Annotated in this window: 22 protein-coding genes; 1 reads left to right on the top strand and 21 read right to left on the bottom strand. The window is 61.2% G+C overall.

What is annotated here, in order from left to right:
• Nucleotides 1-3: 3 nt before the first annotated feature.
• Nucleotides 4-312, top strand: a complete 309-nt coding sequence (locus QYS36_RS19180) for a hypothetical protein (RefSeq protein WP_308840972.1) — start codon at nt 4-6, stop codon at nt 310-312.
• Here the strand turns inward: QYS36_RS19180 and QYS36_RS19175 are convergent.
• The 21 genes from QYS36_RS19175 to QYS36_RS19075 form a co-directional block, all read right to left on the bottom strand.
• Nucleotides 309-812 carry a DnaT-like ssDNA-binding protein gene (locus QYS36_RS19175; RefSeq protein ID WP_308840971.1) on the bottom strand — a complete coding sequence of 168 codons (504 nt, stop codon included), beginning with the start codon at nt 810-812 and terminating at the stop codon, nt 309-311. The genes QYS36_RS19180 and QYS36_RS19175 overlap by 4 nt on opposite strands.
• A gap of 4 nt (nt 813-816) precedes the next feature.
• The gene (locus QYS36_RS19170; RefSeq protein WP_308840970.1) at nt 817-1,137 is read right to left on the bottom strand and encodes a hypothetical protein; all 321 of its coding nucleotides are present in this window, start codon (nt 1,135-1,137) and stop codon (nt 817-819) included.
• A gap of 64 nt (nt 1,138-1,201) precedes the next feature.
• Complete coding sequence (locus tag QYS36_RS19165) at nt 1,202-2,164, bottom strand: major capsid protein (RefSeq protein WP_308840969.1); 963 nt, start codon at nt 2,162-2,164, stop codon at nt 1,202-1,204.
• Between the two features lie 8 nt (nt 2,165-2,172).
• Nucleotides 2,173-2,898 carry a hypothetical protein gene (locus QYS36_RS19160; protein ID WP_308840968.1) on the bottom strand — a complete coding sequence of 242 codons (726 nt, stop codon included), beginning with the start codon at nt 2,896-2,898 and terminating at the stop codon, nt 2,173-2,175.
• A gap of 82 nt (nt 2,899-2,980) precedes the next feature.
• Nucleotides 2,981-3,343 (bottom strand): Gp49 family protein, encoded by a 363-nt coding sequence (locus tag QYS36_RS19155; RefSeq protein WP_308840967.1) that lies wholly within the window; start codon nt 3,341-3,343, stop codon nt 2,981-2,983.
• Nucleotides 3,344-3,356: 13 nt separating this feature from the next.
• The gene (locus QYS36_RS19150; protein WP_308840966.1) at nt 3,357-4,442 is read right to left on the bottom strand and encodes a minor capsid protein; all 1,086 of its coding nucleotides are present in this window, start codon (nt 4,440-4,442) and stop codon (nt 3,357-3,359) included.
• Nucleotides 4,417-5,829 (bottom strand): DUF4055 domain-containing protein, encoded by a 1,413-nt coding sequence (locus tag QYS36_RS19145; RefSeq protein ID WP_308840965.1) that lies wholly within the window; start codon nt 5,827-5,829, stop codon nt 4,417-4,419. Before QYS36_RS19145 ends, QYS36_RS19150 begins: the two co-directional genes overlap by 26 nt.
• On the bottom strand, nt 5,826-7,124 hold the full coding sequence (locus QYS36_RS19140) for a terminase large subunit domain-containing protein (RefSeq protein ID WP_308840964.1): 1,299 nt from the start codon (nt 7,122-7,124) through the stop codon (nt 5,826-5,828). Before QYS36_RS19140 ends, QYS36_RS19145 begins: the two co-directional genes overlap by 4 nt.
• Nucleotides 7,096-7,572 (bottom strand): DUF2280 domain-containing protein, encoded by a 477-nt coding sequence (locus tag QYS36_RS19135; RefSeq protein WP_308840963.1) that lies wholly within the window; start codon nt 7,570-7,572, stop codon nt 7,096-7,098. Before QYS36_RS19135 ends, QYS36_RS19140 begins: the two co-directional genes overlap by 29 nt.
• Before the next feature lie 32 nt (nt 7,573-7,604).
• Nucleotides 7,605-8,213 (bottom strand): putative metallopeptidase, encoded by a 609-nt coding sequence (locus QYS36_RS19130; RefSeq protein WP_308840962.1) that lies wholly within the window; start codon nt 8,211-8,213, stop codon nt 7,605-7,607.
• Nucleotides 8,214-8,648: 435 nt separating this feature from the next.
• Nucleotides 8,649-8,951, bottom strand: a complete 303-nt coding sequence (locus QYS36_RS19125; RefSeq protein WP_308840961.1) for a hypothetical protein — start codon at nt 8,949-8,951, stop codon at nt 8,649-8,651.
• Entirely contained in the window at nt 8,948-9,292 is a 345-nt protein-coding gene (locus tag QYS36_RS19120) for a hypothetical protein (protein ID WP_308840960.1), read from the bottom strand. Before QYS36_RS19120 ends, QYS36_RS19125 begins: the two co-directional genes overlap by 4 nt.
• A gap of 65 nt (nt 9,293-9,357) precedes the next feature.
• Nucleotides 9,358-9,726, bottom strand: a complete 369-nt coding sequence (locus QYS36_RS19115; RefSeq protein WP_308840959.1) for a hypothetical protein — start codon at nt 9,724-9,726, stop codon at nt 9,358-9,360.
• A 131-nt stretch (nt 9,727-9,857) separates the two neighbouring features.
• The gene (locus QYS36_RS19110; protein WP_308840958.1) at nt 9,858-10,298 is read right to left on the bottom strand and encodes a hypothetical protein; all 441 of its coding nucleotides are present in this window, start codon (nt 10,296-10,298) and stop codon (nt 9,858-9,860) included.
• An 86-nt stretch (nt 10,299-10,384) separates the two neighbouring features.
• Nucleotides 10,385-11,026 carry a hypothetical protein gene (locus tag QYS36_RS19105; protein WP_308840957.1) on the bottom strand — a complete coding sequence of 214 codons (642 nt, stop codon included), beginning with the start codon at nt 11,024-11,026 and terminating at the stop codon, nt 10,385-10,387.
• A gap of 58 nt (nt 11,027-11,084) precedes the next feature.
• Entirely contained in the window at nt 11,085-11,453 is a 369-nt protein-coding gene (locus QYS36_RS19100) for a hypothetical protein (protein WP_308840956.1), read from the bottom strand.
• 122 nt (nt 11,454-11,575) lie between these two features.
• Nucleotides 11,576-12,151 (bottom strand): hypothetical protein, encoded by a 576-nt coding sequence (locus tag QYS36_RS19095; protein ID WP_308840955.1) that lies wholly within the window; start codon nt 12,149-12,151, stop codon nt 11,576-11,578.
• Entirely contained in the window at nt 12,148-12,768 is a 621-nt protein-coding gene (locus QYS36_RS19090) for a recombination protein NinG (RefSeq protein WP_308840954.1), read from the bottom strand. The genes QYS36_RS19095 and QYS36_RS19090 overlap by 4 nt, the downstream gene beginning before the upstream one ends.
• Complete coding sequence (locus tag QYS36_RS19085; protein WP_308840953.1) at nt 12,765-13,229, bottom strand: hypothetical protein; 465 nt, start codon at nt 13,227-13,229, stop codon at nt 12,765-12,767. Before QYS36_RS19085 ends, QYS36_RS19090 begins: the two co-directional genes overlap by 4 nt.
• Nucleotides 13,226-14,005: a hypothetical protein gene (locus tag QYS36_RS19080; protein WP_308840952.1), complete on the bottom strand. Its 780-nt coding sequence runs from the start codon at nt 14,003-14,005 to the stop codon at nt 13,226-13,228. The genes QYS36_RS19085 and QYS36_RS19080 overlap by 4 nt, the downstream gene beginning before the upstream one ends.
• The gene (locus tag QYS36_RS19075; RefSeq protein WP_308840951.1) at nt 13,980-14,957 is read right to left on the bottom strand and encodes a phage replication protein; all 978 of its coding nucleotides are present in this window, start codon (nt 14,955-14,957) and stop codon (nt 13,980-13,982) included. The genes QYS36_RS19080 and QYS36_RS19075 overlap by 26 nt, the downstream gene beginning before the upstream one ends.
• Nucleotides 14,958-14,965: the final 8 nt, after the last annotated feature.

Genomic DNA, 14,965 nt, shown 5'->3' with positions numbered 1-14,965 from the left:
CAAGTGACTAACTGCACTAGAGAGCAAGTTATCGACCTGCTCAAAGAGGCTGACCAGACAGACAATCCCTACCAGCGATCACTTAACAAGTTGACCGCCAGGATCTGTATTAAGAAATTCCTCAACGACGCTGTCCCAGGCAGAGAAGGCCCGCACCTCGCCGTGGCAGAGGCGATGACGCCGCTTAACTGCCCTTCGCTGGTTGAGGAAGTCGAAGATCTTTTCCAGGCGATGAATGAATCTCGTCTTGACAGTCATCAGCCATACGCAAGCTGCCTATCCACGGGATTGCTAATCGATCTTGGGATCTAGCTTCGAACTGCAAATAGGCCACGCCGCTCCAGATAATCGGCAAACTGCGTAGCGCTGGGCCGATCAGGCGCCGCCGGCAATAGGCGCTGGCTGCTGTTGGGGATCTCGGCATATTGCCGCTCGACAGCGCCCTCGATCTTCTCCCGCACGATTGCGCCCTTGCGCTGCCCGGGAGGGTCGATGTCGTCGGCGTGAATCTCCACGGCCAGGGCCATCTGCCCGTACTGGATCCGCGCCGGTAAATAGTTGGATGGCTTGTTCTCGCCATCCAGATGAACACCACGCCGCGGCCAGGCCAGGGCCTGTTCGCTGCTGGTCTTCTTGCCTTTCCACTTCATGGCCTGCATCGCCAGGGCGGCGCGGCGCAGCAGCGCTTCCTGAACAGCTTCATCGGCGGGGATGGTTGCACCAAACTTGACCGCATAGCTGGCCAGCTCTGCCGCAGTGGCGTAGCTCTCGGCGTCAGACTTGCCGGTGCCGTCCTCGGTGATCAGGGCCATGATTTCAGCTCGCTGGTGGGATAAGCGCTTTCAGTTCCGGCACTTTGGCTGCCGGGTCGTACTGGATGCCCTGAGCGGTCAGCCAGGCCTGCAGGTCCGCCTTGTTCATCTTGGCAGGGTCGGTTTCAGGCTGGGACTCGGCAGTATTGCCGCTCAGCACTTCGACGTCGACATCGGCAGCCTTGTAGGCCTCCTGAATACCCGGGTAGTCACCAACGATCACCACCTTCGTCACACCGCGCTCAACGGCGCGGAACAGATCCGGATGACGATACGACTTGCCCGGCTCGAAGCCCGTGCGTTGCTTGGTATAAACCAGTTCCATGTTGCTCTCCAAGGCGGCCCAGCAGAGCCAGGCCGCACAGATGGTTGAGAGGAGACTACGACGCTCAGCCGCCGTTGGCCGGAGCGTCCACCAGATTGATCATCACGCCGGCAGTGACCTTGTCGCTGTTGGCATGCTTCTTCCAGTTGGCAGCCGAGCCTACGGCCGCCAGGGTCGGGTTGGCGCCGCCAGCGGTTTCGTTCCAGCTGTAACCCAGCACGTCGATGTTCACCACGCCCTCGGCGCGGTAGCCGATCGCCAGGTTCTCTTCGTCGTTGATGTCGTAGGAACGGAAGCCCGGCGCCTGCGACTCGGTGATCACAACAGCGTTGGAGACCAGACCGAAGATCACGTCAGCCGGCGCGGTGTCAGTGACCAGCACCGGCTTGCCGAGGGTGCCCGGCAGGCCGCCGTAGATCACCACGCCCGCTTCTTCGTAGATCTTGTTGGTGATCGCCTCATCGACGATGTCGAAATAGGCGCTCGAGTGCATGACCCACAGCGCGATGCGGCCGAACTTATCGCCGAACTTGCGCATGCCGCGGGTCAGCGTGCGCTTGCCATCGGTGGCGATGTTCGCGTCGACCACCATGTTGTCGTTCGAGCCGATCGAGGCACGCAGCGATGCAGTGGCGTACTGGATGAAGCCTTCCAGCGTGGCGTCGGCAACGTCCTGGCCGATGATCTGGGAGAACTCGTCGACCGGGCGACCGCGGCGCTTGAACGCCTCCTCGGTGGTCTGGTACGGGCCGTACTTCCAGGGGGCCTTCACGCCTACCGCTTCGCCAGCAGCGATCTTCTTGCCGGTTACCTTGGCGTCGGAGTTGACGTCGCGGTGTTCCAGCGAGCCGTTCAGCTTGTAGAAGGCACGCTTGCGGAAGTCGCCTTCGATCAGCTCGTTGTCGAGCACGATGGCGCCGTTCGAGGATGCGTTGAACACATCCAGGTTGTCCTGGACACGCTCCAGGTAGGCGGTCTGCGCCTCATCGTTGTAGATGATCAGGTCGCTGTTGACGGTAGTTGCCATGGGTTACCTCACTTGGGCAATTGCAGGTATGCGGTTTGGCCGTGCTTGCGCTGGTAATCGCGCTTCTGTGCGGCGTTCATTTCGGAGCGCTTGAGTGCAGCCTGGCCGCCGCCCCCGCCCGGGGCGTGTGTACCCGAAGCCCTTGGCCACAGGTGAGGTGCGCTTTCGCGCAGGGATTCCGCCCATTCCAGGGGCGTGAGTGGGGTCTTGCCATCCTTGCCGAGGATGACCTGGCCATCCTCGTCTACAGCTACGGCCTCACCCTCTTCGCTCAGGGAGAAAACGCCCTTCGCGCGCAGGATGATGTCGTCGGTTGCTTCCGGCAGAGCGCCGGCCTTCAGTGCTGCGCCGCGCACCGCATCGCCCAGGACCTTGCCCTGGAACTTCGCAGCGAACGCCTCAGCCTTCTCGGCGCGCTTGGTCAGCGCACCGAGTTGTTTGTCGTGCTCTCCACGCAGGCGCTCGGTGCGACGGTTGAACACCTCGTCGACCTTGCCCTCGGTGAGCAACTTGGTTTCTTCGTCCTGGCCGGCCTTGCTCAGCAGCCCTTTCACAGCGTCGATATCGATGCCTTCGAATTGCGACTCGAACTGCTGCAGCTTGCCACTGGTGTCCTTCAGCTTGCCGAGCAGCTCGCTGTTCTTGCTCTTCAGGCCGTTGGTGGCCTCGCTGACTGCTGCTGCGATGGCGTCCTTGACGGCCGGGTTTTCCAGGTCGATTTCATTTTCGTCCACGTTGCTCACCCCTTGGGCTTGTTGGCCCGCCTTGCGGGCATAAAAAAACCGGCTCTAGGCCGGTTGGATGTTCAGATGGGGCTTAGCACTGGTGGAGCGTGCTGCGGAGCGCGTAGCCCATCAGCGGCCAGATTTTCTGCACCGCGTTCTGGCGGGCGATCTTGCGGCCGATCTCGGCGTCGAAGTTCTCCGGCGAAGCGCAGGCACTCTCACCGGTAACGGTGAAGCCGTTGCGCAGAACCAGGACACAGAAGGTCAGCAGGCCCAGCGCTTGGGCATTCTTCACGCCTTGTGCCTCGGGCCCGCCACGGTAGTGACCATCAACGCCATCAAGTGCAGTGAAATAGTGCTCGCTGGCAATATTGGCCTCGATGTCGCTGGGCGTGATGCGAGGCGCGGTCAAGCCCTTGGCTTGGATCTCATGTTCAATCGCTTTGTCGTTCATGTCGCTCTCCTACTCAAATTCCCGCTCGCTCAAATGCCAGCGGCTCCAGGCCTTTCATCTGCTCCAGCGTCAGCGGCCGGAAGTTGCGGTCGAGCTGCAGCTCGCTGAAGCGCTCGAGCGTGAGCCCGCCCTCGCGGAACAGCTTCCCGCGTGTAGGCCCCAGCGCCTGATCCTGGAATGCCGCCGGCTGACGCTTGAGCCAGCTGTAGTAGCTCAGGCTGGCGGCGACCTGGCCGGCGCCGTTGTCGCCGATCGCCGCCCGGGTGGCGCCCTCGCTGAACATCTCGCTCCAGTCAGTCACCGGGACGAAGGTGGTGCGGCAGTTCGGGTGAAACGGTGGCCGCGGCCCGGAGTTGACCGGGAAACGGCGCTTGTCCATCGACCTGCAGGTCTGCGAGGTCTTGCTGTCCAGGGTGGCGACCATTTCCACCTCCCGCACCACGTCGGGATTGGCCTTGATGGTCTCCATTCGTGCCTGCGCGGCCACATGCTGGATGGCAGTGCGCGCCACCGTCGCGGCGTTGCGGTTGGTGGTGGCGAGTATTCCGTCACGGTACCCGGCGGCAGCGGTGCCGCGAATATTGCGGATCACCTGGAAGTTCGTCTGGCCCTCGAAGAAGCCCTGGCGAATGGCGCCGGCAACGCGCTCCCGCTCTGCGTTAGTCCAGCCCTTAATGAAGGCCTTCAGCAGCTTGCCACCGTCCGTACCGCGCACACTGAGCGGGCTGCTCAGCACCGCCGCGCGCACTGCTGCCACACCTGGTACCGCCGCGTCGAAGGTGATGCCCACCGGTGCCGCCCTGGTCAGCGACGACGCCTCGAACTGAGCCTCGTACATGGCGATATCGATCAGGTCGAGCATCAGCTGGTCGGAGTAGCGCTGGAAGATCGCCAGCAGTAGGCTGTCCACCTCGTCCAGCAGCCGCTGCAGGCGCCGCTGGTTGTAGTCGGTCAGATCGGCCTGGGTGAGCTGATTGCGAATCGTCCGGTCGATCTCCTTCAGGAAGGGACCGAACTTGGCCACCTCGCCCGCCTTCAGCTGCTCCAGAAACACGGCATGCCGAATCGTGGCGTCAAACAGCGCCTGGTTTACCGCCATTGCCGCTCTCCACGTCGTCGAGGTTCAGGCCGTCCGACTGCTCGGCCAGCTCGTTGTCGATCTGCTGATCGGTCCGTTCCGGGGCAATGAGCCCCATGCGGCGCAGATAGGCACGTAGGTCGACCTTGGCGAAGCCGCCCTGCTGCCAGAGCTGCACCAGCGCCGTGATCATCTGCGGATCGGCCGTGAGCTCCACGAACTCCTGATTCACCTGATAGGCGACCTTCTCGTTCACGCCCATGTACTGAGCGCACCACATCAGCGCCCGGGTGTAAGCCTCGCTGATATTGGCCACGCAGATGGCGAGCACCGAGGTGGCGGCCGACTGGTCGCCGCGGCTTTCGGTCGCCGTCTTGGCAGCGATCGACGCCATCACCATGCGGGCACCCAGCTCGATCATCATCTGATTCTTGTCGGCCATCGCCTCCTTCACCAGGGTGTTGGCCTGCGGCTGAGCAAAACCGAACTGGCCGCCGCTCGGTACCGGGATAGGCGATCGCGACCCGACATAGACGCCCTCGTCCCTGGCCATCTTGAGCCACTGATCGTCGACACCACTGATCCAGGGTTGCGCCTGGCCGCACCAGAAAACGCTGTCCTCATAGTCAGCGCTGTTGCGGTAATGACCCAGGTTGATCACCGCGATGTCGTATAGCGGCGACTCGTCGACGCTAGGGTCGTTGTTTTGAGCGCCGATGAAGGTGAACGGGATTTCCTTAATCCGGCCGGCCGGCGTCATTGGCTCGTGAGTTTCGACCACCTCGAGCGGCCCACCGCCTCGCGGCCCCTTGCGCTGCCAGACGCGGCAGACGAAGCCCTCGGTCTCCAGGGCGAGTTCGCGGAACTGCTCCGTGATCTTCACGCCGAAGCCGTCCTCTTCCTCCTTCCCCTCGCGCAGTACGATCATCGTCAGCACCAGGTGGCCGTTCACCATGCCGGTGCGCCAGTTGATGATGTCCTCGGCCGAATAGGTAAGGATCACCGCGTGCCCGCCGGCGCCGGCGTCGCTGTGGTAGTCCACATACAGGCCGTGGCGGCCGGTCTCCAGGATTCGCTCGAGCGAGGCCTGGGACTGCTGGTAGATGCTGATGCCGGCGCCATTGGCATTGTCCTGCAGGTACTCCAGCTTCTTGGGCACCTTCAGCGTCGGGTCCTTGTGGAACGACAGGCCGATCAGGCCGTTACGCGTGTGCCCGGTGGCGTTCTTGTACACGGCGCGCTCGCGGTATGCCTTGTTGCGCGCCTTGTTCTCGTCGCTGGTGTCGTGGGCATTGATCTCCGGCAGCCGATCGACGACACGGTGCTGGCCGGCGCAGACGTCCTGCACCATCTTCCAGCGATCCAGGGCCTCGATGTACTCGGGCCGCTTGTAGGAGACGTCGTTCATCGAGCAAATCCCAGTTTGGTGGAGACGATCGGCTTCACGATCGGGTATTCCTTGTGGATGAAGTAGCCGCCGGCGTCGTTGCTGTGGTCGTTGCCTTGCTTCTTGTCCGGCTCGCCGTTCTTGTCCCAGATCTGCTGCTCGAGGTTGTCCGCGTACGTGGGGCAGCGATCGGCATTGACCCGGTACCGTCGCGCCTGCTCTGCGTTGCAGAACATGGCGTTCATGGCGTTGATGCGGTCCTTCACCGGCGGGTTGGCGGCCGGCGCGATGACTTGGAAGCCGGCCTGCTTGAGCAGGGCCAGGTCAGTGGTGCTGGCGTTCACCGAGCGGCGGCCATCACCTGAGGAGTCGGGGTAGATCCTGATCTCGCGCGTCGACGAGTACTTGCCATCGGCATACAGCCAGAAGCGCTCGCGCAGCTGCCGGATCATGTCGGGCGTGTCGTAGGCGTTCACGATCTCATCGACCGCGTGCGGCATGCCCAGGCGCTTCACGTGGATCACTGCGGCCATCTTGCCGACGTTGAAGTCCATGCCCACGAAGATCGGTTCGCCCGGCTGCACCGTCTCCTGCGAGGAGTTCAGCACCCTGTCGTACGCGTGGTAGATCGTCCCGGAGTTCAGGTTGACGAACTGGCCATTGAGGTACGCGCGGATCAGCTGCTCGGGGTACGACTCCATCAGCGATGGGATGTAGTCGTCGGGCAGGTTCAGCTCGTTATCGAAGGTGCTGGCCTGGACCAGGCCGTACATGCCCTGCAGGTGTGGCTTCTCGCGCAGCTGCTTCACGAACTGCTGATGGACGAACTTGAAGCCCTCGGGCGTCGTAGTGACGTCGACGCCGTTCTTGAGGCCTTCGACCTTGTAACGCATCCGGGCGATGATCTTGCGCCAGGCGTGCTGGGCCTTCAGGGCGGGCAGAACATCCAGCTCGTCGACCAGGGCGTGACCGATCTTGAAGCCCACGATGGTCTGGGGCTTCTCCATCGACCGGCAGATCGTAGTGCTCCGGTACCGGCCGCCACTGTAGAAGTCGACCTCCTTGTCGCTCTCCTTCGTCCTGACCTTCAGTCCCCAGTCAAAGGCGACCTCCTCGATCGTCGGGAAGAAGATGTCGCGGATCTGCGGATAGGTCGGCGCGAAGTAGCCGCTGTCGATGCCCGGCCATTCCCACACGTGCTTGCAGAGCGCCGAGCAGCCTACCCAGGTCTTGCCAGAGCCGAACCCGGCGACGAAGCCCCTGAACTTGTGCGGCAGCTGCAGGAAGTTAGCCTGCGGGACGTTCAGCGTCGGCATTCGGCTTCCTCGCGTCCACTACCTGCACCTGCACACTGGTCACCGGCGCAGGCTCATCCTCAGCGTCCGCCTTCTTCTGGCGGTTCACGTACATGTCGCCGCACTCTTTCGCCGCCTGCTCCAGAATCTGCATGGCCAGGGGAATGTTCTTCATGCCCTCGGCGCGCTCGATGAAGCGGCCCATGGCGCGCAGCCGATAGGCGCGGTTGGCGATTGGGATCTCAGCCGTCTCCTCACGGAAGCGCTTGCGGGTGTCCTCGAACAGCACCACCCAGCGCTTGGCCAAGCTCTTCGCGCAGCGCTTGGTCGGATCATGCGACTCGACCTGCTGCCGGCTGACCTCGATGCCGAATTCCTTCTTGACGGCCTCCGCCACCTGGCTGGGCGTATCGAAACAGGCCAGCGCCTGAACGATGTAGGCCTTCACCTCGCTGTTCAGGGCTGCCATATGTAGGGTTTCCGTCTATTGCCTGTCTGGTTTCAGGCCGACTTGAGCAGACAGGTTCCGCAGGCCCTCGCAATGTTGATCTTTGCCACTTCGGGCGGGTTGCTAGCAGCGTCGATCAGCTGCTGGACCTCTTCGCTCGCACCGTAGCGGCGAACGACACCGACGAACTCTTCTACGTCGTGCCCCTTGAGGTACAAGCTCGGTGTGCCGTCCTGCTTGAACTTGGGCGCCCCGAACTCGTCGGTCTTCTGCGCTATGTGGTACAGCTCATGCTCCACCAGCGCGCAGAACTCAGCGTCAGAGCAATTGGCACAGTAGTCAGCCGCCAGCGTGATCAGGAAGGCGGGCACCCGGCCGAACCACTGAATCATCTGCTGCTCCTGCCGAGCCTTCTGCCAGCCCCCGGCGCGGAACATCACCGACTCAGCCTGGCCGAGCACCAGCCGCCCGGCCTTCTCGAAGCCCGACGAGGCCCACAACACAGCGATGTCGGCGTCCCTTAAGTGCTCGTGGTCAGGGTTGTAAATACCGCCATCCTCGGACAGCAGCTGGTGATCAATCCACTCCCACACCTCAGGCGCCGGACGATGTAAGGAAAATGGGTAAGGAAGCGAATCGAGCGGCGGGAGTGGCCTGAGCAAGTTAACCCCCTCCCCCACTTGAAAAAAAGACAAAGTGCCACTATTTAGGTGTTGCTCGCCAGGGAAGGCTATTCATAGCGGTCTGGCTTGCGCTCAATTCACCACGAGGGCATTACAATGACCATCAAATGCAACGACACTGCGTTTTTAATCGACACCGTAAAGCGAAAGCACCCTGACGCAGAGGAGCGGCACCCAACTGCTAACCAGCACCAGTTCGCCTTTAAATGCGGTCTGATTATGAATATCTACAATACTGGCACCGTAAATTTTCAAGGTAACAGCTTTGAAAACCACACTGCCTCTGACCTCATCAACGTTATTGACATGATCAATAGGGGTTAACCAATCTGGCAGGCCCTATATCGATTGACGTTGGGACCTGCATTGATTGATCCACGCTCTGCGATAAGATCAAAATGGAGTCGTGGCACTTCAGTCAGGCGAGACGGCCTTTTCTGCAGCCTGGCTTGCGGTTTCCGCGGCAGTGGCTGCAGTTTTGGCCGCTTCACTAGTAGTTTCAACGAGCATTTCGAGCTTGCGATCCTTGCGGCCCAGCGCCTCATCGTAGGCAGCACGAATGCTTGCCAACTCGGACTGCATCAGTCGGTGCGAGTTGTACATGGCGAGCTGGTAACCCAGGGTCCCGCCGCTGCAGATGAACAGGCCGGCAAGCAGCCACACCTCGACGCGTCGCCACCAGTGCTTGGCGCGCTTTGTGATCGGTTCGGATTTCATGCCTTCGCCTCAAGGGCAGATCTCAATCGCGCGACTTCCTCGGTCAGGCGGACGATCTGCTTGTCCTGATGCTCGAGCTGCGCATTCATGGCTTTCATGGCGCCAGTGAGTTCACCCACCTGCCGATACATGTCGTTGCGCTCTTTGCTCACGACCTCGTAAGCCAGTCGGAGCTTGTCGTTCTCGGCGATTACTCGCTCGAGCATGTCCTTCTCCGCACGATCATTGGCGATCGATGCGCCACTGCTGGAGAAGGTTTTACGCAACCAGGCAACTGCCCACGCGAGGCCAAGCCCACCGGCCGCGAACCAGCCGAATGGGTTGCCGTCTGTGGGATCCATGTGCGTGCTCGAAAGGTAGAAACAAAAAGCCCCGCTCAATGGCGGGGCTCAGTGTGTAGGTAAGCTTACTGGGGGACGTTTCTGCTATTCGCCCAGTACAGGTATGCCAGGCCAACTGGCGCGATGAAGATCGCCATCGACCAGCAGAGGGCCATGGTCATGACCTTCACGAAGAGCATGATCAAGGCGTTCACGAAAAACACGTTCGAGCCCATGATGTAGCCGACGATGCTCTCGTAAACGAAACGCGCGTAGGGATAGAGCAGCGTGTTGACCACGCACATGACGACCATGCCGGGGTTGCCCATGATGCCTTTCGTGCCATTGGCCGCAACCCACAACATCAAAACTGCAAACAGAGCACCGAAAAACAGCTGGCGCATGAAGTAAGGGCGATTCAGCCCGCCGAATGTCTTCTGGAAGAAAGACTGCATAAGATCCCTCTCAATGGCTCGATTTAGAGGGGCGCGACTTTACCAGCAGCATGATGTAGAGACAAACGAAGGGGATAGGATCGCTTGATCTGACCTTAGAGCCCCCGCGTTGACTCGCCAGAAGCGGCGTTTCACATGTATTCGTCTTCGCCAGGCGGGGAGATCACACCTAGCCTCATGGACGATGGCTTTACTGCGTCAAGACCACTGCCAAGGGTTCCCGCCTTCAGAGCATCTTCGTACTTTGCGACAGCCTCGGTAGTCGGCGGTAAATCAATCCATAGATCGGATAAGTCAGCGCGGTCAGAGATTCCGAATCCCGCAGCGCGTATAGCCTCAATCTGCTGAGGATCGACCTTCCCTTTGGAGTCGAAATTGAACGTTGTATGGCCGAGCGAGACCGCGTAATTACAAGGCTCTTGCAAGGCAACCGACCTACGATCAGCGGTTTCAGAAAAGGCAAAGTCATTCAGGTAAACGCAACCGCCATTGTCTGCCCAAGCCTGCTCGCGGGACACAACCTCGCGCAGATTTTGAAGCGCCTCCAACAGCTCATCGAATGCTGGGTCCATTTCCCTATGCTCCAAGTTGAGTTGTTACAAACTCTACGTAATAGATGATCAGTAAAAAAGCCCCGCGCAATGGCGGGGCTTGTGATTTAACTTTTACACTTCGCCTTGGGCGCCAGCTTGGGCTCGACCACTAAAGGCAATGCCACTCCAGTGTTCCCAATTGGTAGCATCTTCCGCACAGCCAGGGCACAGAACAGCTTTGTGCCCTCTGGAGTCTGCCCTGGCCCCATGCCAACGAAGACCTCGTAACTATTACCCGCCTCAAGGTCGAAAACCTTCGCATCCATAGGGCAAGTCGGTTGGGTGCTGCCATAGCTGCCCATCACCGCGCCCAGGGTTGAGATCATGAAGGGTGCGTTAGTCGGCACCAGATACTCGGTAGCGACTTCAACGTACATCCCTTCCGCCATACGGATGCCGGGCTTCAGATCGATCATCTTGGGCGACATACGATCCGGCATGCCATCTACCGTCTTCGGCTGCAACGGAAACTGGGGGTACGTCTCGTGCATGCGTCCGCTTTCATACTGCCGGCCAGACACCGCCATCTTGTGGCGGATCTTCGGAATGCAGTTTTCGGTGAGGCTGTCGCCGTAGACGCTCGAATTCGTGATCACCCGAACCTTGGCTGTATCGGCAGATGGGCTCGGTTCGACGTATGGGACTGAGGAGATGCTGTTGCAGCCTGCAAGCGCACCGGCCAGCAGGATCAGGCTGATTTTCTTCATGAACGTCCTTGAGCTGTAAAGCGTTCCATCATTAAAAAACTGACACCTGCAAATGAGCTTAAGACTCCAGCTGATGGAGTAGTCGCTGTATAGCCCCGCGCTCGATATCGGTGAACATCGACTCGAAAAGCATGACCACATTATCCCCTTCAAGCCACGAACTAAGCTGATCGCCAAATTCGGTGGTCACAACGGCGCCTAGCATTTGGGCGCGGCCAGCCTGAGGGGCGGTTGTGAGAAGGCCGGCAGTTTTCATCAGCTCGGCGACTTCCTCAGCAACTGGCTCAAGATCACCTGTCTCGATCCCGAACTCAGCCCCGCGACTTTCGACGTCGCGCTTGTACTGCTGGATGACCAATACAGGGGAGAAAGACTGGCGTCCATTCGCGGAAGCCAGCAGTCGTCGAACCAGTTCCCACACTTCCATTTGCTCTCTCCTTCCATAGAAAAAGCCCAGCTCGGTGGCTGGGCTTCTGATTGCTGATCCTTCATACGCAAGATCGGCAGGATGGGTAAATAATCGCTCACCCGCTCATTCAATGCAATAGGCTATGCCGCACTTTCGAGCAAAAGCCCCTCCGCCAGCAGAATCTGCTCTGCGGCCTGTTCCGCCTCCTTCAGCATTTCCTCCAACACGGAGCGAATTCCCAGCCGCCACCGACGTCGGGTCTGCTCCGGCCGGCCGCCGTCGCCCCAGTTGTTCATGTCGTAAAACCAGCTCTCCAGCACAATGACGTCACTGGATCGCTTGCCCTCTACGCCAGCCAGCTTCGGGATCGCCCAGGTGTACACGGCCATGCCCAGGAACTGGCGCGGCGCTGGCGTGGCCACCAGTGGAATCAGCGCCTGGATCGACGCCTTTTTCCGCTCCCGGGCGGTGCTGTATTTGCCGACCAGAACATCCCAGTGCCTCGGCTTGAGCAGGCTATGCAGCCGGGCATGCACCCAGCAGTCAACATCAGTGCGTGACAGGGTGCCGTGACTGACTCCCGACAGCGTGGCCGGATCATGGCCGTCGTCATGGCCTGCCCTGTACAGCTTTTGCCAGGCCTGCTTGCTCGTGTTGTCGATCGCATCGGCCGCCAACGCCGACACTATTGCAGCGCGCGCGCTGGTGTAGATCATGCTGCTCTCCCCTTCAGCTCTCTCGTCAAAGCCCGGTAATGGGCCTTGAGGTCTTGCAATTGCTCGATGGTGTATCGCTTAGCCTCGTGGCTTCCCTCGAGCCACTCCACCTTGTCGGCGCCGATGCGCTGCACCAGGTTGATTCGGTAATTCACGATGTCGCCGGACTTGTGGTTGTTACAGGGCGCGCACTGCTTCCACACGTTCATTGGCTCGAAGCGAAGCTCTGGATTGGCGCCCACGGTGCGGTAGTGCCCGGCGTGGTACTGGCCCTGGTGGTGCCGGCCGCAGCTGATGCACGGCAGGTCGGCGTCACGCTCGCGGATCCAGGCATTGAATGCCACCTGGGCTTCCCGCATGTGGTCGGCCTTGGTCTTGATTCGTGTACGCGCGGCGCGCAGCTCTTTGCGTTCCAGGTCGGCGATCGCCTTGCGCGCCTTTTCCCGGTTGTCCGCCACCACCGCCAGGGCACATGCCACTTCCCCGCACACAGCCTGGAAGTCCCGCACTGGCGTGAACATGACCTGGCAGGCCTTGCAGGGTTTCTTCCGGCGCTCCCGGGTCGTGATGCCGCTGGCCTTGAGCGGCACTTTGCGTTTCAGCTCGGTGCGCTTCATGCCGCATCCCCCAGCAGATCGTCGAACACCACCTTGCCGGCGAACTCGCAGACGATCTGGTCCGTGTAGGCGATGCCCTGGGCGCGGTTGAACAGGCGCGTCACCGGGAATCCATCAGGGCCGAACAGGTTGCACGGCCCCATCAGGTGCAGCTTTTCCTCGTACGTCAGGTGCAGGAACGAGCGGTTCCAGGCGTTGAAGAAGTCGACGTCGGCCTTGCGCATGATCGGCACGCCGACGTGCAGCTTGCAGTAGCGCCGGGCGTCTTCGACGTCGCCCATGCTGGTCATTTCTGCGATGCGCTGGTACATGGCGAACCACAGGGCATTCTGATCGAGCGTGCGGTCCTTGCCCGGGCGCAGGCTCACCACTACGTATTTCTTCTCACGGAACATGGCGGTCAGCCGGGTGATAGCTTCGGTCAGGCGCGGCGCGCTGTTGACGGCAATACGGTCAGTCATGCGCGCTTCTCCTGCAGCTCGTCCAGGCGGGCCAGCTGATCAGCGCGGCGCTGCTCAAACTCGTTGCGGAGCGCCCTGACCTCCGCGTCCTTTCGCTCATCGGCCGCTCTCTGGTTGGCCAATACCACCGCCCTCACCTCCTGCAGCTTCTGGCGAACTTTCGGGCTCGGCGTACCTGCACGGCCGGTGATCAGTCCGGCGATCGCGGCGCCGTCCTGGGTCATGGGCTCGTGGGCGAGTCGGCGGATCTGCTGCTGCAGCTCCGGTGCCGGCAGCCGCCCAAGTCGGCCAGCCTCTTCCAGCGCGGCCACCCGACGCTGCGGGTCATGGCCCATGCTCAGGCTCCATACGACCGGTCTACCCATACGGCGTGCGGCGTCGACCAGGCGCTGGTAGGCCGACAGGAACGACATGCGGGCGCCGACCTTGTCGCGCTGGGCCATGCCCGGCGCAGAGGCGGACATTGCCTGGCGAATCTCCTCGGTGAGCACCACGCTTTCGGCTTCGTCCGACGCAGCCAGGGCGATGGACCAGGCCTCGTTCGGGTCGGGCCGGCCGTCTGCCGCCTGGATGCGCTGCAGGATGGCAGCCAGCGTCAGCTTGCCGGTCAGCTCGCGGCGGCAGGCCTGCAGCGCGTTGGCCAGGTCATCCATTCCGTAGTCGGCCAGATCCTGGGCCATCAGCGCAGCGGCATTGGCGCTCAGGGTCTGGCCCAGGGTTTCGGCAGTCGCGCAGAGCGCCACGGCCAGTTCAGCGGTTTGGTCGCAAGAAAGCATTTGGCTTCGCCTCCCCGTTGCGGATGTGTTCGGCAGCCTGGTGGGCGGCGTTGACGTTGGCCTGGGTCTGCTCGAGCTGGCGGGCGGTGGTCGCGTTCATCTGGCGGTTGGTCGTCCACTGGGTGTGGTACGACTCGGCCTTGGCCAGCAGGTCGCCCAGCCCGTGGCAGCCGTTGATCAACCGGGCATCGTTGACGGTCAGGTAGTACGCGGCCACGTGGTGGGCCACATCGGCACCCAGACGGTCGATCAGCTGGCCAACCTGCCCCGCCACCTTGGCGTTCCAGACTGGCCAGGTGCTGTAGCGCTTTCGGTAGGCCATGGCGTAGTTGGCCCAGGCCTTGAAGGTTTTGCAGGCCGGGTCCTTCGGCCCAGGCATGTCCGGCGGGATTGCGCAGCGAGGGCCGTTGTCAGCGACGACCACCATGCCGGCAGGTGGTGACGGCGCAGCCGGGGCTGCGTGCAAATCCTGACTGGTACCCTGATTGGTTACCTGATTACTGGTTACCTGATTTGTCGGATTTTTTTCCGACCCAGCCTCGGATTTTTTTCCGACCCGGGTCGGATTTTTTTCCGAGGTGGATCGGATTTTTTTCCGACCAGGCGCCTGCCTTTGGGTCGGATATTTTTCCGACCCATCTACTTTGCGATTCCACTCAGTCGCCTTTGGCGTCAGGCGGAACAGCGTGATTGAATTCGTGCTCGACAGCTCGATGAGCCCGGCCACCTCCAGCGCCTTGAGAAGGCGGTATGCGGTATCGGGCTTGTCGGTGAGCAGCGGCAGCTCTTCCGTGATCTTGGATTTGCTGAGCGTGAAGTAAACGCCGCCGATCGTGGTGACCGGCTTCGTCCAGCTCGGGCACTCGTAGACGAATGCGAACAGCATGGCCTGCTGCGCATTGAGCCCCCATTCGAGTGCCTTGTGCTGGTTGATGGTCAGTGTGTATTGCATGCTGCCTC

Origin of the sequence: Pseudomonas sp. G34 (genome assembly GCF_031119625.1) — a bacterium.
Lineage (GTDB): Bacteria > Pseudomonadota > Gammaproteobacteria > Pseudomonadales > Pseudomonadaceae > Aquipseudomonas.
The sequence above is the reverse complement of the archived record's forward strand: the minus strand, read 5'-3'. Positions and strand labels throughout refer to the sequence as shown.

Excerpts from the sequence above, each read along its gene's own strand:
- QYS36_RS19125 (WP_308840961.1), bottom strand. The coding sequence starts at position 8,951 with ATGAAATCCGAACCGATCACAAAGCGCGCCAAGCACTGGTGGCGACGC.
- QYS36_RS19085 (WP_308840953.1), bottom strand. The coding sequence starts at position 13,229 with ATGACTGACCGTATTGCCGTCAACAGCGCGCCGCGCCTGACCGAAGCT.
- QYS36_RS19080 (WP_308840952.1), bottom strand. The coding sequence starts at position 14,005 with ATGCTTTCTTGCGACCAAACCGCTGAACTGGCCGTGGCGCTCTGCGCG.
- QYS36_RS19095 (WP_308840955.1), bottom strand. The coding sequence starts at position 12,151 with ATGATCTACACCAGCGCGCGCGCTGCAATAGTGTCGGCGTTGGCGGCC.
- QYS36_RS19105 (WP_308840957.1), bottom strand. The coding sequence starts at position 11,026 with ATGAAGAAAATCAGCCTGATCCTGCTGGCCGGTGCGCTTGCAGGCTGC.
- QYS36_RS19120 (WP_308840960.1), bottom strand. The coding sequence starts at position 9,292 with ATGGATCCCACAGACGGCAACCCATTCGGCTGGTTCGCGGCCGGTGGG.
- QYS36_RS19145 (WP_308840965.1), bottom strand. The coding sequence starts at position 5,829 with ATGAACGACGTCTCCTACAAGCGGCCCGAGTACATCGAGGCCCTGGAT.
- QYS36_RS19165 (WP_308840969.1), bottom strand. The coding sequence starts at position 2,164 with ATGGCAACTACCGTCAACAGCGACCTGATCATCTACAACGATGAGGCG.
- QYS36_RS19090 (WP_308840954.1), bottom strand. The coding sequence starts at position 12,768 with ATGAAGCGCACCGAGCTGAAACGCAAAGTGCCGCTCAAGGCCAGCGGC.
- QYS36_RS19175 (WP_308840971.1), bottom strand. The coding sequence starts at position 812 with ATGGCCCTGATCACCGAGGACGGCACCGGCAAGTCTGACGCCGAGAGC.
- QYS36_RS19135 (WP_308840963.1), bottom strand. The coding sequence starts at position 7,572 with ATGGCAGCCCTGAACAGCGAGGTGAAGGCCTACATCGTTCAGGCGCTG.
- QYS36_RS19155 (WP_308840967.1), bottom strand. The coding sequence starts at position 3,343 with ATGAACGACAAAGCGATTGAACATGAGATCCAAGCCAAGGGCTTGACC.
- QYS36_RS19140 (WP_308840964.1), bottom strand. The coding sequence starts at position 7,124 with ATGCCGACGCTGAACGTCCCGCAGGCTAACTTCCTGCAGCTGCCGCAC.
- QYS36_RS19110 (WP_308840958.1), bottom strand. The coding sequence starts at position 10,298 with ATGGACCCAGCATTCGATGAGCTGTTGGAGGCGCTTCAAAATCTGCGC.
- QYS36_RS19100 (WP_308840956.1), bottom strand. The coding sequence starts at position 11,453 with ATGGAAGTGTGGGAACTGGTTCGACGACTGCTGGCTTCCGCGAATGGA.
- QYS36_RS19170 (WP_308840970.1), bottom strand. The coding sequence starts at position 1,137 with ATGGAACTGGTTTATACCAAGCAACGCACGGGCTTCGAGCCGGGCAAG.
- QYS36_RS19115 (WP_308840959.1), bottom strand. The coding sequence starts at position 9,726 with ATGCAGTCTTTCTTCCAGAAGACATTCGGCGGGCTGAATCGCCCTTAC.
- QYS36_RS19075 (WP_308840951.1), bottom strand. The coding sequence starts at position 14,957 with ATGCAATACACACTGACCATCAACCAGCACAAGGCACTCGAATGGGGG.
- QYS36_RS19150 (WP_308840966.1), bottom strand. The coding sequence starts at position 4,442 with ATGGCGGTAAACCAGGCGCTGTTTGACGCCACGATTCGGCATGCCGTG.